Genomic DNA, 22,036 nt, shown 5'->3' with positions numbered 1-22,036 from the left:
GTAGTTCAAAAAGTCATCCTTGGATCACGGAGCACAAGCGAGGAAGCCATTTCGACGTCAAATCTTGAATTCACCCGGGCCTTCCGTTGCTCACGTAGCTTACAGCTACGCTCCGCTACTCACTCCCTAGCTTCATCCAACCTAACGGACACCAGTGACGTTATTCGCCCGATTCTCGGCAGCTTCCGCTTCTAACGGACCGAGAAGCCCTTATTTCGGACAAAAACAACAGGAGGGCTGTCCTATATGCCAAATAAGGTCTCTGAAGTCCGTTAGCTTGGGAAATACCCGGGAAATAAGCAAATAAGGTCTCTACGGTCCGTTAAGTTACGTTACGGTCCGTCCCGTTAGGTTTGCTGCCCAAGCACAAACCACGTGCTTCTTCCAAACCTCACGAGTTTGAGGTCCACAACCTAACCTCAATCACTTTGCCGGCCAAATAAACGTCGCCACGGTACCCGGACCGACATGCGTGCCAACGACCGCGCCGATACTGGTGCGGACGATTTCGTGCAACGTGAAGTGTTGGCGTAACATCTCCAGAATCTCCTCGGACCCTTCCGGATTCACGCAGTCGCAAACGGCGACGTTGATATCTTTCACCCCACCGAAATCGTTCACGAACAATTCGATGACGCGGGACACCGCCTTCTTACGGCCTCGGACCTTATCGACAGCGTAGATGACGCCCTCCTGGTCCACCGACAGAATCGGCTTGATGTTCAGCAACGTGCCCAGAATCGCAGCAGCTTTGCCGATCCGTCCGCCCTTTTGCAAATACTCCAGCGAATCAACGAGAAAATACAGTCGCCGAGCTTTTCCTAACCGTTCAACCTCCGCCTGAATCTCTTCGACCGAAGCCCCTTGCTTCGCCATCCGTGCGGCATGCACAACCTGAAGGCCAAAGCCGTATGTCGCGCACAGCGAGTCAATTACCGTTACGTCTACGGGGTGCCCCAATTCCTCCTCCAGCATCTCCTTGGCAAGCACGGCGGATTGATAGGTCCCGCTCATCCCCGAGGAGATATGGATTGAAATGATTGGCGAACCCGGATAGGCCGCAAGTAGGTTGCGGTAAACCTCCACATACTGGGAGGGTGAGGTTTGCGACGTCGTTGGCAGGTCCTTTGACTTCGTTAACTTGTCGTAGAACTCTTCCGCCGTGATGTCGATGCCTTCGAGATAAGATTGGTCACCGAAGGCGAGCCGCATCGGAACGATATGAATACCGTATTCCGACACCGTCTCCTGCGGGATATCCGACGTACTGTCGGCAATGATGACAGCCTGATTCATAGGTATCTTCATCCTCTCCTCGGGATCAGGATTCTACCGAAAATAAATAATAATAAATCGGTTGTCCGCCGTTATGGACCTCGACTTCGACGTCAGGATACTCCTCATGAATCCAGCCCACCAATGCGTCTGTCATTGCTCCGTCGGCTTCCTCACCGGCCAGAACCGTCACAATTTCGTCGCCCCCGGCCAACATCTTAGCCAGCAAACCCTGGCTTGTTTCCAACAGGCCTTCTTCGGTTGCTACGATCTTGGAATCGGCGATGCCGATATAGTGGCCGGCCGTAATTTCCAAATCGTCGAACATGGTGTCGCGAACTGCATACGTGACTTGGCCCGTCTTCACATGTTGTACGGCGTTCTGCATGTTATCCTGATTGGACTCCACGCTTTCTTCCTCTTGGAAAGCAAACGCTGCGGCAATCCCCTGCGGGATACTCTTGCTAGGGATAACGGTAACGCTGCGTTCCCCTTCAAGCAAATCGCGCGCTTGCTGAGCGGCCAAGATAATATTGGAGTTGTTCGGCAACACAAACACGTGCTGAGCCGAAATCGATTGGATCGCCTTAACGAAATCCTCGGTGCTCGGGTTCATCGTTTGCCCACCGGACAAAACGACATCGACACCCAGGCTGGTGAAGATTTCCGAAATGCCTTGGCCCGAAGCAACGGCGATAAATCCATAAGGTGCCAGCTCATCGGCAGGCAAACTCGCTGGATCGACGAGGCGTGAAGGTTCTACCGGGACTTCGGCAAACAGCTCCGGCATCGGTGCTGCGTCCATACCCGCGATCAACAGATCACGGTGCTGCTCGCGCATATTCAAAATATGAATTTGAGTAATTTCACCGTAACGAAGCGCCAAATTCAGCACATCACCCGGTGTTTTGGAATGGACGTGGACCTTAATGATCTCGTCGTCCGCAATCACGATAATCGAATCGCCATTGACTGAAAGCGCTTTCCGGAACTGATCCTCGTCAAAAACAGCATTCTTAATTTCGCCGATCGTTCGATTAATGAAAAATTCCATGTCATACAAGAATTCAATATCCTCGGTTTCCAGCTTTGCTTGTGCCGAAGCCGGGACATGTATCGGTGCAGCGACTGGCGTGTGAAGTTCCGGTTTGGCGATGGCCGCGGGGGCTTGTCCTAAAGTCGCTGCAGCCTCGCTGCTGGCACCTCCGGTCAACCACTGCAAGAATCCTTCATAAATATAAACAAGTCCTTGACCGCCCGAATCCACGACGCCAACCTGTTTCAACACCGGCAACAGCTCCGGCGTACCCGCGAGCGCTTCCTTCGCTTTGGCCAGCACCTCGGTCATCAATTCCGTGATATCCGTTGTTCTGCGCGCATAATATACGGCATGCTTGGCTGCTTCCTTGGCCACCGTCAGAATGGTCCCTTCCACCGGTTTGACGACCGCTTTGTAGGCGGTATCCACCCCGCTTTGCAAAGCAGCGGCAAATTGAACGGTATTCATTTCTTCTAACGAAGCGGCATAACGGCTAAACCCGCGGAACAGCTGGGACAAGATGACGCCAGAGTTCCCGCGTGCGCCCATCAAGAGGCCCTTGGATAAAGTGGCTGCTCTGCTGCCTAAACCTCCGGCTCCATGGTTTTTCAATTCCGTTACGCCAGCGGTCATCGTCAAATTCATATTCGTACCGGTGTCCCCATCGGGTACCGGGAATACGTTTAGAGAATTGACGTGTTCAGCATGCTCCGTGAGCCGCTGCGCACCGACCAATACCATAGCGGTGAAATCTGTTCCAGTTAAAGAACGCTTACTCAATGAAAATTCCCCTTCCTAGCTTGATACGCGTACGTCTTGGACTACGATATTCACCTGATCCACTTCGAGTCCAACGATTTCATTCAATACGTATTTCACTTTGAGCTGTATGTTGTGTGCGACCTCGGAAATTTTCGTGCCATAACTGACTATAATATAAAGATGAATAGCTAATCGATGATTATCCAGGTTCACTTCCACACCCCGGGCCAAGTTCTCTCGCCCCAGCAATTCGGCAATACCGTCCTTCAACTGTTTTCGGCTTGCCATTCCTACCAGTCCATAACACTCCATGGCGGCCGATCCGGCGATAACCTTGATGGCTTCCTCCGAAATATCGATTCGTCCATATTCGGTCGTAAGATTCACAGCCACGCCAACCTCACTCCTTCCATAGAAATTATTATGGACTAAACTATATTGTACTATAAGAACAGAGAGAAATAAATAAAAGAGTCCAACGTCAATATCTGTTGACGGGGCTTTTTTTACTGTGATATTATATTTAAGTATTGTCAATAACCGTGATTTGAAGAGAAACTGTTATTTTCAAGACAGTGTGTACTGGAACAGGAGGTGTAATGAATGGCTCGCAAATGTTATGTGACTGGCAAGAAGCCAGGCAGCGGTAACCATGTATCTCACGCAAACAATCGCAATCGGCGCTCTTGGGGCGTAAACGTGCAGAAGGTCCGGATCTTGGTAGACGGCAAACCGAAACGCGTATACGTCAGCACTCGGGCTTTGAAATCCGGTAAAGTGACCCGCGTGTAATGGCTCGGGACGAACTATAGACAAAAAGCACCTTTTCCTATGGAGGTGCTTTTTTACTACGCTTTTTGCTTTAAGCCGCCAAAAAGGCTAACGCCAGCTGCATTTCTAGCCGCGGTCGATGCATTCCTTTCATGGCGGGAACCGCCAGGCGCGCCCTTTCGCTGCTTGGGGCGGGTTCTCAGGCCCCGCCCGCTAGTTCTTGTGAAACGTGTTCAGTACCGCCTTAACGAAACCTCCCAAAAACTTAGGCAGCTTGAATGTGTAAAATTTCATCGTTCACCCTCCCCATCGTGCTCATGCCTTCACCCATATTCTATGTTCGATGTCATTTACCCGTGTATTCCCGCCACAAAAAAAAGGCTACATGAGAACCTTCGCTCATGTAACCCATTGTATGCACATCTTGAAGCGCCTATGCCAATCCGGCCAGGCTCTCGCGGATTTCTGCCATCGCCGCACGTCGGTCGGCTTGGCCGAACACCGCATTTCCGGCAACTAACACATCCGCCCCCGCTTCCACGACCAGCGGCGCCGTTGCAGCCGCAATTCCGCCATCCACTTCGATCCGCAAATCGCTTAAGCCCAGTTCTTCCTTCCAGGCCTTCAACTGACGAATCTTGCGCAACGTAGCCGGAATGAACGCTTGCCCGCCGAAACCGGGGTTTACCGTCATGACAAGGACAAGGTCCACATCCTCCAGCACCTCGCGAATAGCCGAAGCCGGCGTGGCTGGGTTGATCGCGACCCCTGCTTTAACCCCCTGCTCCTTGATCAGATGCAGCACCCGGTGCAGATGCACGCAGGCTTCGGCGTGCACCGTAATGAGGTGTGCGCCCGCTTTAGCGAAGGCCGGAACGTATTCCTCCGGCTTCTCAATCATCAGATGGACGTCCAGCGGCAGCTTGGTATGCGGAGCGATGGCCTGCAGCACCAGTGCCCCGAAGGTCAGGTTCGGAACGAAGTGTCCGTCCATGACGTCCACATGCAGCCAGTCGGCGCCTCCCCGCTCTACATCGGCGACCTCCTCGCCCAGCTTGGCGAAATCGGCCGATAGAATAGATGGCGCTATATATACGTTGTTGCTCATGACGTCAATACCTCCGCTTCTTCTCCTTCATCTCTTCATGGAACTGTACATAGTGCTCATAGCGAGTCGCGGCGATTTCGCCTTTGTCCGCGGCTTCTCTTACTTTACAGCCCGGTTCGTGCAAATGGCTGCAGCCGCGGAATTTACAACCTTCCGCGTAATCCGTGAATTCCCGGAAGCAGCTGGATAACTCCTCGACGCCCAGCTCGAGAAAATCCAGCTGACTGAAGCCCGGTGTATCGGCTACGTAACCGCCGTTTTCCAGCTCGATCAGCTCGACATGACGCGTAGTATGACGTCCGCGGCCCAGCCTGAGGCTGATTTCGCTCGTCTCCAGCGATAAGCCGAGCATGGCGTTAAGAAGCGAGGATTTCCCGACGCCCGACTGTCCCGAGAAGACGCTGATCTCCCCAGCCAGGCTCGATTTCACTTCCTCGGTTCCCATCCCGGTCACGGAGCTGGTGACGATGACGTCATAACCGATCGATTCGTACAACGCTTTAACCTGGCTAATGATTTCAGGCGTTTCCTCAGGTCCGTCTTCCTCCACCAGATCCTCCTTGGTGAGGCAGATCAGCGTTTTAAGACCCGCATGCTCGATATGCACCAGAAACTTGTCCAGCAATTGCAGATTGAGATCCGGCTCCCGCAAAGAAAATAGCAGCACAGCCAGCTTGGCGTTGGCGACCGGCGGGCGGACGAGCTCCGTTTCCCGCGGCAAAATCTCGTCAACGGTCCCTTCCCCGTTTTCCGTTGGGGAATAGATGACCCGATCGCCCACCAGTGGACTCTCGCCTCTCTTCTTAAAAATGCCGCGGCCACGGCACTGGACGTAACCGTCCGGTGCCCCGGCCTGCGCCGTCGTCGGCTTCACGTAGTAATAACCGCTTAATGCCTTCACAATTAAGCCTTCAGGCATATCGGCCGGCCTCTCTTTCGTATCGGTCTGACTTAATCGCCATGTTTGTCTCGTTTACCCGCCTTTCCTTTACCTTTGACTATGCCCAACTCATTCTGGAGTGAAGCCAGCTTGCCAGATAAAATCATGCCGGTATCGGGTGGGTTATCACCTGAATCCATATCCATCGTATTCTGATCCGTCCCGCCGGTATCCGGGAATTGCGGCACCGGGACGGTTCCTTGCTTGGCATCGATATACGAGATCGGGTAGGTATCCAGCATGACGCCGTCACGCGTTACGGTCACGTAACCGTTCTTGTTTGGCGCCAGAACCAGATCTACCGCCAAGTATTGCGCTTTACCTACCTTCTGCGTGCCCCATTCGCGGCCTTCGCCTCGAGCATCCCCGTATACGATCGTGTATTTGCTGATTTGACCTTCTTGGGCTGGTACGGCCGGCACCTGGAACGTATAGTTGATCGCTTCCGGCGGATACCCGGTGCTAACGAACAAGGTGACCTCTGAACCCGGAGCTACGGTATCGTTTGGCGCGTACGGCCACTGTTTGGTGACTTTGCCCGCCTCAACTTCAAAACTCGTCTCTTGCTTTATGCCATCCGCGGCCAGCTTTAAACCAAGCTCGGTAATCGCTGCTTCCGCTTCCGCTTGCGTCTTGTTCACGAGATCCGGCATTTTCACCTCAGCCGGTCCTTTGCTGACCTTCAGCACGACGTCTACCGACTCCGGATTAAACTCCGAACCGGCGTCCGGCGATTGGCTGATGATCATGTTCGGTTCGATCTCGTTGCTGTTTTCCTCTTTTTTCGTCACACGGGCTTCGTCAACACCGAGATCCTTTAATTGCTTCAGCGCCTCTTCGTAAGTCCCGGTTAACGCCGGCATTTTCTCCAGCGGTTTCTCCGTGCTAACCTTCAGGTCGACGGCCGAACCTTCCTTCACCATCGTGCCCTCCGGCTTGCTCTGCTCATAGACGATGCCCTCATTCACGCCTTCTTTGTATTCCCGGGTGATGTCCCCGACGGCAATACCTTTATCAGTCAGCGTCTGAATGGCCTTTTCCTCTTCCAGGTTGATTACGTTTGGCACCGCGACTTCAGGGACGGTGACCAGGTTCGTGACATACCAGGCGACACCGGCCAAAGCGAGCAAGACGACCAATGTCAGGCTGACCCAGAGCGCCGGCTTTCCCCAAACCTTCTTCTTTTGGGAACTGCCTCGCTCCTCTACTGCCGTCCCTCCATCACGGGATAGCTTGGAAGGACCTGCCGAAGAACCTTGATTCTGCGGCCGGATCGCCGGAATGATTCGCGTGCTGTCTTCGTCATGATCTTCAATAAAGGCCAGTTTGGATTCCATTTTTCGTTCCGGCAGCAGGCAGGTTTCCAGATCCCGCAGCATCTCCTTGGCGGATTGATACCGTTCAGCCGGATTTTTACGCATCGACTTGAGAATAATGTTCTCTACGCTTTGCGGAATCATCGGGTTAACCAACCGCGGCTCGTCAAATTGCTCCTGCAGATGTTTCAACGCTACGCTAATCGGGCTTTCGCCAAGGAACGGCAACCGGCCTGTCAGCATTTGATACAACACAATTCCGAGCGAGTACAGGTCGGACTTCTCTCCGGTGGCAACACCTTTGGCATGCTCCGGCGAGAAATAATGCACCGAGCCCACTACTGAGCCGGTTTGCGTAATCGTCGCCGATGTGACCGCACGCGCAATCCCGAAATCGGTTACCTTCACTCGTCCGTTTCGCCCAATTAAGATGTTATGAGGCTTAATATCGCGATGAATGATTTGGTTTTGATGGGCGTGATCCAATGCATCAGCGATCTGCGATGCGATCCGTACGGATTCATCGACCTGCAGCGGGGCGCGTTCTTTGATGATTTCGTTCAGGTTCTGACCTTCAACGTATTCCATGACGATGTAATGGACTTCGTCTTCTTGTCCGACATCGTACACGCTGACGATATTCGGGTGCGACAAGGAAGCGGCAGATTGCGCCTCCCGGCGGAAACGCCGGATAAATTCCTCGTCGTTCACAAATTGTTGACGCAGCACTTTGATGGCCACGTAGCGGTTCAGCAAAAGGTCCTGCGCCTTGTATACCAGCGCCATGCCCCCTCCGCCGATCCGTTCGATAATTTGATAACGACCGCCCAATTCGTGTCCGATCATGAATTCCACTCCTTTATGCCTGACCCGGCATCTTCATGTTGTTCCAGCAGAGCGACGCTGATGTTGTCGTCGCCTCCCGCGTTCAACGCCAGCTGGAGCAAACGATCGGCGCGATCGTGTAATCCAAGATCGCCCTTTCCGAGCGTCAGGATCATTTGTTCCGGCGTCACGTAATTGCTGAGCCCGTCGCTGCATAGCAGCAGAATATCCCCCGGCTCCAGCGACACCCGGTTCATGTCCACCTCCACGTGCTCATCGGTGCCCAGCGCGCGGGTTACCACGTTGCGGTGTGGATGAACCGTTGCTTCCTCTTCGCTGATCTGTTTGTTTTTCAACAGCTCGTTGACGAGCGAGTGATCATCGGTCAGTTGAACCAACTGACCTTGCCGGAAATGGTAAGCCCGACTGTCTCCGATATGGGCGATCACCCCGTCGCTGCCCTCAAATATTCCGGCAACCACCGTGGTGCCCATGCTGTGGTATTCCACATGTTCTGTTGCTTTGCGGAACACGGCATCGTTCGCGTGAAGAATCGCTTTCCTTAATTCTTCCCCGCAGGCTTCCGCCGATAACCCCGCCGGCAGCTCTCCCAGATCCCCGGTAATGGTCTCAACCGTCATGCGGCTGGCAATGTCTCCAGCCTGATGGCCGCCCATCCCGTCCGCGACAATCGCTAGCGTATACCCCGACTCCAGCCGGCCTACCCACGTGCTGTCCTCATTGACGGAACGAACTCGTCCCACATCACTCACATAAACACAATTCATCACATTCGCTCACCTCGCACCAGACTCCATGTGCTTCGCCCGCAGTTGCCCGCAGGCCGCGGCAATATCATGGCCTTGCTCGCGGCGGATCGTCACATTGATGCCTTTATCCGCCAGTATGCGCTGAAATTGAAAAATATCGTTGCGCGACGTTCTCACGTACTTGCGCTCCGGCACATAGTTGACCGGAATCAAATTGACGTGACATAACATATCCTTCAGCACGCCGGCCAGTTCCTCCGCATGCTCCGGCTGGTCATTAACCCCGCCGATGAGCGCGTACTCGAACGTGATGCGGCGGCCGGTTTTAGCGATATAATAGCGCAGCGACTCCATCACGTCGTCAAACGGAAAGCGCCGGTTGACCGGCATCAGCTTGGAGCGGAGCGCATCGTTTGGCGCATGAATCGATATCGCCAGATTGATTTGCGTGTCCTCGTCCGCAAACCGATAAATGTTCGGGACAATCCCGCTCGTTGATACAGTAATATGCCGTTGTCCGATGTTCAAGCCCTTTTCATGAATCATAATCCGTAAAAATTTCATTGTCGCGTCATAGTTTTCGAACGGTTCGCCCGTTCCCATAATAACGATACTACTAACGCGCTCCCCTCTCGTATCCAGGATTTTCTGCGCCTGCACAACCTGAGCGACGATTTCTCCCGGCGTCAGGTTACGCTTCAAGCCGCCCAACGTCGAGGCACAAAACGTACAGCCCACTTTACAACCGACCTGGGTAGTTACGCAGATACTGTTGCCGTAATTGTGCTTCATGATAACCGTTTCAATCGCATGATCGTCATGCAGCCCGAACAGGAATTTCACCGTCCCATCCTTCGATTCGAGCTTGGTAATTTCCCGCAGGGTAACGAACGCGAATTCACCGTGCAGCTTCTGCCGGAGCGGCTTGGACAGATTCGTCATCTCTTCGAAGGAGCTCACGCGCTTCACGTACAGCCAATCGAAAATTTGGCCGCCGCGAAACGCAGGTTCTCCCTGCGAGACGGCCCATTCCTGTAAATCTTCCAACGTATAATCATATATAAAAGGTTTCATTTTCACACACCTGTCCATGTTAATTTCAAAATTTGTCCACTCATTCTTCCCATTTTATCATAAATCGCCTTTCGACTAAAGTCGCAAGCCGTGACATGTCCACGCAAAAAGGCCAAGCCCGCCAGTTACGGCAGCCGCTTGACCTATCTTGTCATCCGTTTCCTTCGCTCTTCTTGCGCAACCTGGCGATATAAAATCCGTCCGAATGGGCGTCCTGCGGCAAAATCTGCAGGCCGGCTTCCACCCGCCCTGCAGCGGCTTCCAAAGGCTGCCGCCCGCTCCAGCCAGCCGGTTCATCCACGGCTAGCTCGAATTCCGGATGGCGGTTCAGGAAGGAGGCGACCATCTCGGCATTTTCTCGCGGCTCGATCGTACAGGTGCTATAGACAAGCAAGCCGCCCGGTTTCAACAGCCCGCTCGCCGAGTCTAGGAGCGCCCGCTGAACGCCGGCGATCTCCGCCACATCTCCCGGGGTCTTTGCCCACTTCAAATCCGGTTTCCGGCGGATGACGCCAAGCCCGGAGCAAGGAGCATCCAGCAAAATCCGGTCAAAGGAAGACGCATCCAGCCGCTCGGCCAACTGCATCGCATCGCTCGACAACGTATCGATATTTTCCAGGTCTAAACGCTTAGCCTGGTCCTCAATCAGCTTCGCTTTGTGCGGATGAATGTCGTTCGCCAGCACTCGGCCGCGGCCTTCCATGATCTCGGCGATATGGCATGTCTTGCCTCCGGGCGCCGCGCAGCAATCCAGAACGGTCATGCCTGGTCGCGGATCCAGCGCTTCGGCCACCAGCATCGAGCTTTCATCCTGTACGGAAATCAAGCCCTCCCGGTACCACGAGGTCAGCGCCATATTGCCGCCGCTATGTACTACGATACCGTCAGGCGAGATCTTCGAAGCAGCAGCCTGCAGACCTTGCTCCTCCATCAGACGTATCATTTCGTTCCTGCTTATTCTCGCCCGATTGACCCGAACGCTGACCGAAGGTGGCTCGTTATTGGCTCGGCAAATCGCTTCGGCCGCCTCCTCGCCATATTGCCGAATCCAGAGCTTGACCATCCACTCGGGATGGGAATGCTCAAGAGCGATGCGCTGCACAGGGTCCATTCCCTCTGGGAAACGCAGTTCTTCCTTTCTGCGCAGGACGCTGCGCAAGACGCCGTTTACCATGCCGGAGATCCCTTGATGCCCCTTCTTTTTAGCCAGGTTCACCGCTTCGTTCACGGCAGCATGCGGGGGAATCCGGTCAAGGTAATGCAGCTGGTAGAAGCTGAGCCGCAACAAATTACGGACCCAGGGCGCCAGTTTCGCCAGTCCCTTCGTTACAAACGGCTCCAGAAAATAATCGATGGTATTCAACCGCTGAATAGTGCCGTAGACCAGCTCGGTTGCGAGTCCGGCGTCCGGTCCGGTCAACCCGGATTTTTGCAGGGCCCCGTTCAGCAGCAGATTGCTATAGGCGCCCTCCTGCTCGACGGCCGTCAATACCTGCAGCGCCACGCTGCGGGCCGACGGAGCTATCAAACCACGGCCCATCCCCTGGGAGGATGAAGTTCCGGTTGGCTTCGCTGGTTTTCGGCCGTCCCCGCCGGCTGGTCTCATTGCTCCTCGGCCTTGGCCCGGCCCTTTGCCGCTCGAGCCCGTGCCCGTGCCTGTGCCCAAACCCGAGCCATGATTGGCGCGGCTCATGACAGGACCGTCCCGATGCTCATCACACCGCCGCGTATGAACTCGCCGGCCTCCATCGCTTTCTTGCCGGCAGGCTGAACCCGGGTCAGCCATACGGAGCCGTCACCGGTTCTAACTTGGATCCCCTGCGGCGAGAGCGCCAGCACTGTCCCCGGCACTTGTCCAACCCTCAACGGTTCCGCCCCTGCAGATGCACCGCCTTCCGCTGGCTTGGCTACCGCCCAGACCTTGAACACCTCGCCGTTCCAGGTCGTAAATCCGCCGGCGAAAGGTACAAGTCCCCGTACGCGATCATAAATTTGCCGCGAGGTTGCGCTCCAGTCGATGCGCTCGTCCTCACGCGACAGATTCGGCGCATAGGTCGATTCCGCATCGTTCTGAGGAATGCGTGCCGCCGTCCCGGCAAGGATCTGCGGCAGCTGCTCCAGCAGTAACCGCGCTCCGGCTTCGCTCAGCTTCTCGAACAATGTGCCCGACGTATCCTCATCCTCGATTGGCACAACGGCTTTAGCGATCATGTCGCCGGTATCGAGCCCCTCGGCCATGTACATCAAGGTGATGCCCGTTTCTTTCTCACCGTTAATGATCGCCCGCTGAATCGGCGCCCCGCCGCGGTATTTCGGCAGCAGCGATCCGTGCACATTCAAGCAGCCGTATTGCGGCAGCTCAAGCACGCCTTTCGGCAAAATCTGGCCATACGCCGCGGTAACGATCAAATCTGGCTGAAGTGCAGCAATTTCCGCCACAGCCTCCGGCGCGCGCATCCGTGTGGGTTGCAGCACGGGAAGCCCACGGCGCAAAGCGGCTTCCTTCACCGGCGTCGGCGTCAGCACCTTCTTGCGGCCTTGCGGCCGATCCGGCTGCGTGACGACGCCAACAACGTTATAACCTTCGCGCAGCAGCCCTTCGAGTGAAGGCACCGCAAACGCCGGCGTCCCCATAAAAACGATATTCATCGGGCGGTATTCACTCCTTCTCTTCACCTTCAGGCGTAATCTCATATACTCTTTCCGCCACATCCGTATACAGCACACCGTTCAGATGGTCAATCTCATGTTGAAAAGCCCGTGCCAGCAGTTCCGAACCTGTATACGTCACTTCCTTGCCGTTGCGGTCCAGCCCTTTGACCGTAACGGTCATCGCCCGGCGGACATCCCCGCGATAACCTGGAATACTAAGGCAGCCCTCCGGCCCAAATTGCTCGCCTTCCGTGGACACGATTTCTGGATTAACCAGCTCGATCAGTCCGTGCTCATCCCCGACATCCACCACGATCAACCGTTTGAGAATGCCGATTTGTGGTGCAGCCAGACCGACGCCCTCTGCGTCGTACATCGTATCTGCCATATCGGTTAACAGTTTCTGAATGTTGGGTGTAATTTTCTTGACTTCCTTGGCTACTTCGTGCAGCACTTCGTCCGGTTCCTTCACGATAATCCGAATCGCCATGGTGACACTCCCTTTCCCGTCTTCACTTTGCTAGTTTCTATGGCTCTTTCCTTATTCTAACCCAAATATATGTCAACGGATAAAAAATGGATCATTTCAAGCGCAATCCATTACATCAGCATTTGCGGATCAACGTCGATGCTGATCTGAAGCATCGCATCGCGCAATTGGTCCAGCGTCGTCGCCGCTGTCTCCCGGACCAGGCCCACCGCGTCGAGCTCGCCGCGGTATTTCACCATGCATTGGAACCGGTAGCGGTTCTTGATCCGCGGAATCGGCGAGGCCACCGGGCCTAGAATGTCCAGTGCGGCTGGCGCAAACCGATCCAGGCTACCAAACCACCCTTGGCGCTGAGCTTTAGCTCGCAGGTCAACGGCAAAATTCTCCGCCATCCGCAGCAGCAGCGGCAGCTTCTCATGCGACAACGTAACCAGGATTAACCGGCTGTAAGGCGGATAATGGAGCGTCTTGCGCGTTTTTAACTCTTCGCGGACGAACGACAAATAGTCATGACCGCTGGCGTGAACGATGGAATAATGCTCCGGCATATAAGATTGAATGAATACTTCCCCAGGGAGCTGATGCCGCCCTGCTCGGCCGGCGACCTGCGTCAGGAGCTGGAACGTTTTCTCCGCCGAACGGAAATCCGGAAAGTTCAGCGCCGTATCCGCGGCGATGACGCCAACCAGGGTTACTTCGGGGAAATCCAGCCCCTTCGCCACCATCTGCGTTCCTAACAGCACATCGCCTTTCTTTTCGCGGAACGCTTGCAGCAGCTTCTCGTGAGCCCCTTTTTCGCTGGTGGTGTCTACGTCCATGCGAATGACGCGGATGCCGGGGAACAGCTTGGCCAATTCCCCTTCGACCCGCTGGGTCCCGGTTCCGAAGTACCGGATATGCTCGCTGCCGCATTCCGGGCAAACGGACGGCGCGACTTCCGCGTAACCGCAGTAATGGCAACGCAGATTGTTCGACTTCTGATGATAAGTCAGCGAAATGTCGCAATCCGGGCACCCGGCTACATAACCGCAGGTCCGACACATCACGAACGTCGAATATCCGCGTCTGTTAAGCAACAGCACGGTTTGTTCGCCGCGCTCCAGCCGGGTTGCAATCCCCTGATGCAGCGCGCGGCTAAACATCGAGCGATTCCCTTCCTTCAGTTCCTCCCGCATGTCGACGATTTGAACGCCCGGCAACTGACTGCCGGAAGGACGCTGCTTCATTTCCAGCAATACAGGCGCAAACTCGCCGTAATCGCCGCCTCCCGAACGCGCCGCATGATAGCTTTCCAGCGAAGGCGTGGCCGAACCCAGAATCACGGCTGCCCCATGCTGGCGAGCTCGCATCACCGCCACGTCCCGGGCATGATATTTCGGCGTCTCCTCTTGCTTATAGGAGGTCTCATGCTCTTCGTCCATCACGATCAACCCCAGACGGTTAAACGGAGCAAAGATCGCCGAGCGTGCGCCGATGGCCACCTCCACGCGACCCTCGCGAATTTTACGCCATTCGTCGTAACGTTCGCCGGTGGACAAGCGGCTGTGCATCACCGCTACCTTCGCGCCGAAACGCCCCTTAAACCGTTCGACCATCTGCGGGGTTAGCGAAATTTCCGGCACCAGAACAATCGCCTGCCGGCCCGACGCGATGCAGCGTTCGATCGTCTGCAAATACACCTCGGTTTTACCGCTGCCCGTGACGCCATGCAGCAGGAATACTTCATGCCGCTCCGCGTCCAGCGATTCCGCCAGACGGTGGTAGACCCGCTCTTGCTCCGGCGTTCGCGTCAGCGGTTCGCTATGTTGAAAGCGCCGACCTTGGTACGGATCGCGAAACACCTCAACGTCCTCAATGACAGCAAAGCCCTTTTCCGCCAGCTTTTTGACCGTTCCGGCCGTTACCTGTAGTATCGACAATACTTCCTGCAGCGACATCGGCAAACCCAGCTCCAGCAGAAACTCCAGTACTTCCTTTTGACGGCGCGCCTGCGGACCAAACGAAGCTAGCGCTTCCTGTGCTGCTTGGCCGCTAACTGAGGCAGACACGGTTTTGACCGTCTTCTTGCGCACCTTGTCCTTAATCGCTTGGCTTTCCGTCAGCACCCCCCGGGCCAGCATATCTTTGATCAAGCTGGCTGCGTCCGGGTATCTTGCGCCCAACTGGGTCATCGTTACCGAGTCGGAGGCCCGGACAAAGCCCAGAATCTCCTCTTCTTCCGGCGTAACGAGACGCGGCAACGCAAATAGGCTGTCTATGCTATCCGACGATCCCTCTTCGACCGTGACATCGGCGTCCGCCACGCGGATATACCGCTCGGCCTTGCCCTTTAAAGCCGCCGGAATCATCGCCTGCAACGCCGCAATCAGGCTGCAAGCGTACTTACGGCTCATCCACTCCGCCAATTCAACGAGATCCGGCGGCATCGGCGGCGTCATGTCGAGCAATTCCTGAATCGGTTTCATCCGTGCCCGGTCCATCTCCGGCTGTTCGTGCAGGGAAACAACAAACCCCTGAACCGTACGACGCCCGAACGGAACGCCAACCCGGCTGCCCACCTCGATCCAGCCGGCCATCGATTCAGGGATTAAATAGTCAAAAGGCCGGTCGGTTTCCCGGCTCGGCACATCGACAATTACTTTGGCCATACGGTAGGTCATCGGTTCGTTCCCGCCAAACGCTCGCTGGCCAGCTCCAGAATTCGAAGCGCCACTTCGTCCTTGGCCATTTGCGGCACAGACAGAACCAAGCCGGACAAATCGTAGATGTTCACGATGTTGGTTTCGGAACCGAACCCCGCTCCCTGCGCGGTAACGTCGTTCGCGACCAGGAGATCGCAGTTTTTGCGTTTCAGCTTATCCATGGCGTGCTGCTCCACGTTCTCCGTTTCAGCTGCAAATCCGATCAGGAACTGCGTCGTTTTCTGCTTACCCAGTGTTTCTAGGATATCGATGTTTTTCACCAGCTCCAGCACGAGAGAATCATCGCTTTTTTTGATTTTTTGGACAGCGGTTTCCTTCGGCCGATAATCCGCTACGGCCGCCGCCTTGACCAGAATATCCGTATCCGCCCATTCCGCCCGTACCGCCTCGTACATGTCTTGAGCCGAGAGTACACGGGTGACCGGGATGCCGGTCGGCGGCTCCACCTGGGTATGCCCCGCAATCAGCACGACCTCCGCACCGAGGCGCTGTGCCGCTTTGGCGATGGCGAACCCCATTTTTCCCGAGGAATCGTTGGTGATATAGCGGACCGGGTCGATCCGTTCCACCGTACCGCCTGCGGTGATAACAACCTTCTTGCCGCTCAAAGGCTTTTGCGAAATACGGGCTTCCCGGGCATAATAGTCGTTAACAACCTGGACGATCGACTCCGGCTCCTCCATTCGCCCTTTCCCGGTATATCCGCACGCCAGCAGACCTTCCCCGGGTTCGATCATCAAGACGCCTCGCGCCGCCAGCTCCGCTAAATTGCGGGTGACCGCCGGATGCTCATACATGTGCACATTCATCGCCGGCGCAAGCATGATCGGAGCCTGGGTCGCCAGCAGCGTGGTCGACAGCATATCGTCAGCGATCCCTGCCGCCATTTTTCCGATGATATTCGCCGTTGCCGGCGCTACCAATACCAGATCCGCCCAATCGGCTAAATGAATGTGTGCGATCGATTCGGCATGCTTCTCGTCAAAGGTGTCGGTGTATACGAAATTTTTCGATAACGCCTGCATCGTCAGCTCTGTGATGAATTGGGTCGCAGAATCGGTCATGATCACGCGGACCTCCGCGCCTTCCTTCACCAGCTTGCTGCATAAGGACGCCGCTTTAAACGCGGCAATGCCGCCGGTCACGCCTAATAGAATCTTTTTGCCGGTTAACATCGCTACCCCTCGCTTTCCCCAAACGAAAAAAATAACAACCTCGCGGTTGTCGTAAAAAGAAGCCCGGAGGCCTTTCGTATATGTCTATAAGTTATCTAGTCTTTGGTATTCTCGACGATCTCTCCGATTTGGGGTTTCAGCTTGATATAGTCGCCATAGATCTCTTCAAGGGCGATGCCCACTTGTTTATGCGATCTTGGCTGCTTCAATTCGCTTTTCTCCCCTTCGCGCAGCTGTCTGGCACGCCGGGAGGCGGCGACAACTAAAGAGTACTTGCTTCCGACTATTCCGAGCATTTTGTCAATCGATGGATACAGCATGTTCAAAACACCTCTTCTTATTTGGACTCATCACTCTATGAACGTTGGACTTTAGCACGACTTTCTAATTTTGCAATGTTCGGCGATGATAATGGATTGTATTCTTTGGCAGGCCAAATCGATCTCGTCATTCACGACGGCGTAATCATAATTCTCCATCAATCCGATCTCGTGGGCCGCCACACTCATGCGGTGATCGATCGTGGCCTGATTCTCCGTGCCCCGGCCTTGAATACGGCCTTTCAGCTCATCAAGTGAAGGAGGAAGCAGGAACACGAACACGCCTTCGGGGAATTTCTCCTTAACCTTGAGCGCCCCTTGAACCTCGATTTCCAAAATGATATCCTTCCCGCCAGCCAGCGTCTCTTCCACGAAATCGCGGGGAGTTCCGTAATAATTGCCGACGTATTCCGCATACTCCAAGAGCTGGTCATTTTCGATCATTCCCAAAAACTGCTCCCGGCTTTTGAAAAAATAGTTAATGCCGTTTTCTTCCCCCAACCGGGGTTGCCGTGTGGTGGCTGATACGGAATAAACCAGCTCCGGCATCCGTTTGCGCAGCTCGGTGCATACCGTGCCTTTGCCAACGCCAGACGGCCCGGACAATACGATAAGTAACCCTTTAGACATATCTCTCTCCATTTTATTCGTCGTTGTCTTCATCTTTGGTGGACAAACGGTGAGCGACGGTTTCCGGCTGCACCGCCGACAATATCACATGATCGCTGTCCGTGATGATCACGGCACGCGTCCGTCGCCCATATGTAGCGTCGATCAACATATGGCGATCCCTCGCCTCCTGAATGATCCGCTTGATCGGCGCGGACTCAGGGCTGACGATCGAAATAATCCGGTTGGCCGATACGATATTTCCGAAGCCGATGTTAATAAGTTTGATTGCCATGTTCAGGTAGTTCCCCCTAATTTGCTTGACTCACCTGGTGCCGATGGGATGGCTTATTCGAGATTCGCCGCCTGTTCGCGGATCTTCTCCAATTCCGCCTTCATCTCGACGACCAGGTTGACTAGAGCCAAATGATTGGCTTTAGATCCGATCGTATTGGTTTCCCGGTTCATTTCCTGTATAAGAAAATCCAGCTTGCGGCCTACCGGTTCATATGCCTGAAGCAGGCTGCGGCACTGCTCGAAGTGGCTCTTCAGACGAATCAGCTCTTCGTCAATGTTGGACCGGTCTGCAAACACGGCCACTTCCATCGCAAATCGCTGTTCATCATAATTCCCATCCAGCAATTCGGCAAGCCGCCCTTTCAGACGGCTCCGGTATTCACTCACGACTTCCGGAGCCAACCGGACTAACTCACCGTGAATCGCCTCCAACCGCTGCAGGCGTTGACCCAAATCCGCGGCCAGATGCTTCCCTTCCCGCTCCCGCATGCCCAGAAGCCCAATCAGCGCTTCCTCCAAGCCTTCGGTCAATATCTGTTCCCAGTCAGACTCGGCACTGCCGGCCGGTGTTACTTCCGCAGGTGCCGTCAAAGCGTCCGGCAGGGACAAGAGATCCCTGGCGCTAAGCTTCGCATCAACGCTATAGTGTCGGGCGAGCTCATCAGCAGCCTTTAGATACGCTTCGACGGCCGGCCGGTTCAACACATAAGGAAGGGTGCCGGATTCATCACGTTCTTTACTGATGTACACATCAATACGTCCCCGTTTGATATGGCGCTGAACCAGACGCCTAAGTCCGTCTTCATAGCACGTCCATTCCCGCGGCATCCGCAGGACGACCTCGGCGTACCGGTGGTTGACGGACTTGATTTCAAATTGGACGACGTAACCGCCATACGATCTGACGGCCCCACCGTACCCTGTCATACTGTGCGACACAGGCATCACATCCGTTACCCTATTGTAATTGATTATGTGAACCGAGACAAGTGGGCCGAGCTCGGTTTGGACTTCTCGCGAACATAATTCATCAAGGCGACATTCATTTCGTAGAACATAAACGGGGTCATGAGATAAATTCCGTTAAAATGCTCCATCGCCGTATCGAGCAATTCTTTGGCGATTTCGACCCCCATCGCCCGCCCCTCTTCGCCTTGAAGTCCTTCCATCCGTTTGCGGACGTCATCCGACAGCTGGATTCCCGGGACTTCGTTGTGCAGATATTCGGCGTTCTTTCCGCTAGCCAGCGGCATAATGCCGATGAATATCGGCACGTCCAGGTGCGCCGTCGCCTGCTTGATCGCCACGATCAGCTCGCGATCGTAGACCGGCTGGGTCATGATGTAATCGGCACCGGAGGCGATTTTCTTCTCCAGCCGTTCCACCGCTTTGTGCAGATGCTTCACATTGGGGTTAAACGCTGCGCCAACGACGAATTTGGCTTTTTGCTTCAAAGGTTTCCCTGAGAAGGAGATCCCGTCGTTCAACTGCTTGATCATCCGAATGATCTCGAACGACGTCAAGTCATACACCGAGCTGGCTCCCGGCAAATCGCCGAAACGGGCAGGATCGCCTGTCACGGCCAGGACGTGGTCGATCCCAAGCGCATCGAAGCCCATCATGTGCGACTGCGTACCGATGAGATTACGGTCGCGGCAAGCGATATGCACCAGCGGTCTCAAGCCAAGCTGAGACTGGACCAGATGCCCCAGCGCCATGTTGCTCATCCGCGTTACGGCAAGCGAGTTATCCGCTAGCGTGAGCGCGTCGACGCCTGCTTCTTTCAAAGCCGCTGCACCTTCCATGAATTTGCCGATGTCCAGGTCACGCGGAGGGTCCAGCTCCACAATGACGGTATGACGCTGCTTCACGAGCTCGGTCAAGCTCGAAAGATCACGATCCTCGCCATCGATGCCGGCAGTTGCAGTAGTCGGCCGCTCTTTCAGCGTTACGGCAACGGACGAACGCGGCTCGGGCAGCTTCGTCTCGTTCGCCAGCGGCGCAACGGCATATCCCTCAAGCGCGGTCGCCATGGCGGCAATATGCTCCGGCGTCGTCCCGCAGCAGCCGCCGATCAATCTCGCGCCCAAATCCGCGAAGGAGCGGGCACATTCCCCAAAATATTCCGGCGTCGCTCCATATACATACTCTCCATCGACGTAGTCTGCCAAACCTGCATTCGGGAAGACGGACATCGGTACTTCGAGAGGACCGCCCACCCCGGCCATTACAGCCATAATGCCTTTTGGCCCGGAGTGGCAATTAAAGCCAAGCACGTCGGCCCCTTCCTGCACCAGCGCCCCGAAGGCCTCCGGAATCGTAAATCCATCCAGCGTACGTCCGATTTGATCGACAGCGAACTGGCAAATGACCGGAATGTCCGTCAGCTTGCGGGCTCTCCCCAAGGCAATCCGCATTTCTTCCAGGTCGTAAAACGTCTCGAACAGCAGCGCATCCACCCCTTCGGTCAGCAAGGCGGCAATATGCTGCTCGAAGTAACTCCCGAGCTCTTGGGCAGTGACGTTCGCCCGCTTGCCCCCGCGGATGGAACCGACCGCACCCGCAACGTATGCGCGGTCTCCCGCCGCCTGTTTGGCGATCCGTACCGCGGCCCGATTGATGTCTTCTACCTTGGCCTCCAGCCCGAATTTAGACAATTTATAGTAATTCGCCGAAAACGTATTGGTTTCCAACAGCCGAGCACCGGCATCGAGATAGCGGCGATGAATGTCGCCAATCACGTCCGGGCGCAGCAAATTAAATTCTTCATATGAAATGCCGACCGGAAAACCCAGCTGATACAAGTAAGTACCCATGGCTCCGTCGCCAACGAGAATTTCGCGTTTCCATGTCGTACGCAAATCCGGTTTCATGCTTCTGCCCCCTGACTGCCGTGATGTCTGATTCGCCTCATGATCAACCCGGCGCAAACTATTATCATATTAATTTAGCATAAATCGCTCAGAATGATAAGGTATCCTTCCACATCTCCTGCAAGGTTCGTCACAAAAAAGCCGGACCCCCGCTAAGGAGAGCCCGGCTTACTTGCAACAAGAATTAACGGAACGTTATATTTCGATGCTACCTTTATATACCTCTTCCGCCGGACCCGTCATGTATACGTGATTGTCGCGTTCACTCCATTCGATGAACAGGTCGCCGCCCTTAAGTCCGATCCAGGCGGCTCGATCCGTTAATCCGTTCAACACCGAGGAAACCAACGTGGCGCATGCGCCTGTGCCGCAAGCCAGCGTTGGGCCCGCACCGCGCTCCCAAACGCGCATCTCGACCCGCTGACGGTTCGTCACGGTGGCGAATTCGACGTTGATCTTACGCGGGAAGAACGGGTGCACCTCCAGCTTCGGGCCCCATGTTGCCAAATCAAAGTTTGGCGCATCGTCGACGTAAATGACGCAGTGCGGATTGCCCATAGAAACCGCCGTAAAAGTAAATTCCCGGCCGCTCGTCTCGATCGGCTGACTTAGCACCGGTTGTTGATCCAACGTCGTCGGCACGGCCAGGCCGTCCAAGATCGGCTGACCCATATCTACCCGGACCGCCTTAACGGCTCCGTCTTCAACCTGCAAGGTCACCTGCTGAACGCCTGCACCTAACGTTTCGATCGTTACGTCCGTCTTATCCACTAAACGATGGTCGTATAGGTATTTGGACACGCAGCGGATCGCGTTCCCGCATTGCTCGGCTTCCGTGCCGTCCGAATTGATGATGCGCATTCGAAAATCCGCTTTCTCCGACGGGAGTATGAACACCAATCCGTCCCCGCCAACCCCAAAATATCGGTCACACCATTGAATCGCCAGCTCAGATACGTTGTCCGGCAGTTGTTGTTCACCGTAAAACACTAAGAAATCATTGCCTAGTCCGTGCATTTTCGTAAATTCCACGCTAAC

General features: G+C 55.1%; 21 protein-coding genes. 1 reads left to right on the top strand and 20 read right to left on the bottom strand.

What is annotated here, in order from left to right:
- Window positions 1–423: 423 nt before the first annotated feature.
- From IM700_RS21515 to IM700_RS21505, 3 genes are read right to left on the bottom strand one after another with little or no spacing between them, the layout of a single operon-like run.
- The gene (locus IM700_RS21515; RefSeq protein ID WP_155605522.1) at window positions 424–1,296 is read right to left on the bottom strand and encodes a DegV family protein; all 873 of its coding nucleotides are present in this window, start codon (window positions 1,294–1,296) and stop codon (window positions 424–426) included.
- Between the two features lie 25 nt (window positions 1,297–1,321).
- Window positions 1,322–3,094, bottom strand: coding sequence for a DAK2 domain-containing protein (locus tag IM700_RS21510; RefSeq protein WP_193418603.1), 1,773 nt, complete (start codon window positions 3,092–3,094; stop codon window positions 1,322–1,324).
- A 15-nt stretch (window positions 3,095–3,109) separates the two neighbouring features.
- Window positions 3,110–3,469, bottom strand: a complete 360-nt coding sequence (locus IM700_RS21505; RefSeq protein WP_193418606.1) for an Asp23/Gls24 family envelope stress response protein — start codon at window positions 3,467–3,469, stop codon at window positions 3,110–3,112.
- Between the two features lie 210 nt (window positions 3,470–3,679).
- On the opposite strand from IM700_RS21505, the gene rpmB reads away from it, so the two are divergent.
- Window positions 3,680–3,868, top strand: coding sequence for a 50S ribosomal protein L28 (gene rpmB / locus IM700_RS21500; RefSeq protein WP_009225259.1), 189 nt, complete (start codon window positions 3,680–3,682; stop codon window positions 3,866–3,868).
- A gap of 192 nt (window positions 3,869–4,060) precedes the next feature.
- Here the strand turns inward: rpmB and spoVM are convergent, their stop codons facing one another.
- The 17 genes from spoVM to dapF all read right to left on the bottom strand — a co-directional run bounded on the left by spoVM (window position 4,061) and on the right by dapF (window position 22,030).
- The gene (spoVM, locus tag IM700_RS21495) at window positions 4,061–4,141 is read right to left on the bottom strand and encodes a stage V sporulation protein SpoVM (RefSeq protein ID WP_036621610.1); all 81 of its coding nucleotides are present in this window, start codon (window positions 4,139–4,141) and stop codon (window positions 4,061–4,063) included.
- 139 nt (window positions 4,142–4,280) lie between these two features.
- Window positions 4,281–4,955 (bottom strand): ribulose-phosphate 3-epimerase, encoded by a 675-nt coding sequence (gene rpe / locus IM700_RS21490; protein WP_155605524.1) that lies wholly within the window; start codon window positions 4,953–4,955, stop codon window positions 4,281–4,283.
- Between the two features lie 4 nt (window positions 4,956–4,959).
- Window positions 4,960–5,874, bottom strand: a complete 915-nt coding sequence (gene rsgA, locus IM700_RS21485) for a ribosome small subunit-dependent GTPase A (protein WP_155605525.1) — start codon at window positions 5,872–5,874, stop codon at window positions 4,960–4,962.
- Window positions 5,875–5,906: 32 nt separating this feature from the next.
- Window positions 5,907–8,057 carry a Stk1 family PASTA domain-containing Ser/Thr kinase gene (gene pknB, locus IM700_RS21480; protein ID WP_193418608.1) on the bottom strand — a complete coding sequence of 717 codons (2,151 nt, stop codon included), beginning with the start codon at window positions 8,055–8,057 and terminating at the stop codon, window positions 5,907–5,909.
- A complete protein-coding gene (locus IM700_RS21475) occupies window positions 8,054–8,827 on the bottom strand; it encodes a Stp1/IreP family PP2C-type Ser/Thr phosphatase (protein ID WP_193418610.1) in 774 nt (257 codons plus the stop codon). The genes pknB and IM700_RS21475 overlap by 4 nt, the downstream gene beginning before the upstream one ends.
- A 6-nt stretch (window positions 8,828–8,833) precedes the next feature.
- Complete coding sequence (gene rlmN, locus IM700_RS21470) at window positions 8,834–9,880, bottom strand: dual-specificity RNA methyltransferase RlmN (protein WP_193418612.1); 1,047 nt, start codon at window positions 9,878–9,880, stop codon at window positions 8,834–8,836.
- 151 nt (window positions 9,881–10,031) lie between these two features.
- Window positions 10,032–11,420, bottom strand: a complete 1,389-nt coding sequence (gene rsmB / locus IM700_RS21465) for a 16S rRNA (cytosine(967)-C(5))-methyltransferase RsmB (protein WP_239484121.1) — start codon at window positions 11,418–11,420, stop codon at window positions 10,032–10,034.
- Between the two features lie 149 nt (window positions 11,421–11,569).
- The gene (fmt, locus tag IM700_RS21460; protein WP_193418617.1) at window positions 11,570–12,529 is read right to left on the bottom strand and encodes a methionyl-tRNA formyltransferase; all 960 of its coding nucleotides are present in this window, start codon (window positions 12,527–12,529) and stop codon (window positions 11,570–11,572) included.
- A 10-nt stretch (window positions 12,530–12,539) separates the two neighbouring features.
- Window positions 12,540–13,022 carry a peptide deformylase gene (def, locus tag IM700_RS21455; RefSeq protein WP_155605531.1) on the bottom strand — a complete coding sequence of 161 codons (483 nt, stop codon included), beginning with the start codon at window positions 13,020–13,022 and terminating at the stop codon, window positions 12,540–12,542.
- Window positions 13,023–13,132: 110 nt separating this feature from the next.
- Complete coding sequence (gene priA, locus IM700_RS21450) at window positions 13,133–15,682, bottom strand: primosomal protein N' (RefSeq protein WP_193418619.1); 2,550 nt, start codon at window positions 15,680–15,682, stop codon at window positions 13,133–13,135.
- Window positions 15,679–16,899, bottom strand: a complete 1,221-nt coding sequence (coaBC, locus tag IM700_RS21445; RefSeq protein WP_193418621.1) for a bifunctional phosphopantothenoylcysteine decarboxylase/phosphopantothenate--cysteine ligase CoaBC — start codon at window positions 16,897–16,899, stop codon at window positions 15,679–15,681. The genes priA and coaBC overlap by 4 nt, the downstream gene beginning before the upstream one ends.
- A gap of 95 nt (window positions 16,900–16,994) precedes the next feature.
- Entirely contained in the window at window positions 16,995–17,219 is a 225-nt protein-coding gene (gene rpoZ, locus IM700_RS21440; protein ID WP_155605534.1) for a DNA-directed RNA polymerase subunit omega, read from the bottom strand.
- Between the two features lie 51 nt (window positions 17,220–17,270).
- On the bottom strand, window positions 17,271–17,849 hold the full coding sequence (gene gmk, locus IM700_RS21435; protein ID WP_155605535.1) for a guanylate kinase: 579 nt from the start codon (window positions 17,847–17,849) through the stop codon (window positions 17,271–17,273).
- Window positions 17,850–17,862: 13 nt separating this feature from the next.
- Window positions 17,863–18,123 carry an extracellular matrix/biofilm regulator RemA gene (remA, locus tag IM700_RS21430; protein ID WP_018751582.1) on the bottom strand — a complete coding sequence of 87 codons (261 nt, stop codon included), beginning with the start codon at window positions 18,121–18,123 and terminating at the stop codon, window positions 17,863–17,865.
- 53 nt (window positions 18,124–18,176) lie between these two features.
- On the bottom strand, window positions 18,177–19,064 hold the full coding sequence (locus IM700_RS21425) for a YicC/YloC family endoribonuclease (protein ID WP_193418623.1): 888 nt from the start codon (window positions 19,062–19,064) through the stop codon (window positions 18,177–18,179).
- Window positions 19,065–19,096: 32 nt separating this feature from the next.
- Window positions 19,097–20,998 carry a bifunctional homocysteine S-methyltransferase/methylenetetrahydrofolate reductase gene (locus IM700_RS21420; protein ID WP_193418625.1) on the bottom strand — a complete coding sequence of 634 codons (1,902 nt, stop codon included), beginning with the start codon at window positions 20,996–20,998 and terminating at the stop codon, window positions 19,097–19,099.
- Between the two features lie 195 nt (window positions 20,999–21,193).
- The gene (gene dapF / locus IM700_RS21415) at window positions 21,194–22,030 is read right to left on the bottom strand and encodes a diaminopimelate epimerase (protein ID WP_193418627.1); all 837 of its coding nucleotides are present in this window, start codon (window positions 22,028–22,030) and stop codon (window positions 21,194–21,196) included.
- Window positions 22,031–22,036 lie beyond the last annotated feature (6 nt).

The sequence above is a fragment of the Paenibacillus rhizolycopersici genome (assembly GCF_014947195.2).
In the GTDB taxonomy this organism is placed as follows: Bacteria; Bacillota; Bacilli; order Paenibacillales; family Paenibacillaceae; genus Fontibacillus; species Fontibacillus rhizolycopersici.
The sequence above is the reverse complement of the archived record's forward strand: the minus strand, read 5'-3'. Positions and strand labels throughout refer to the sequence as shown.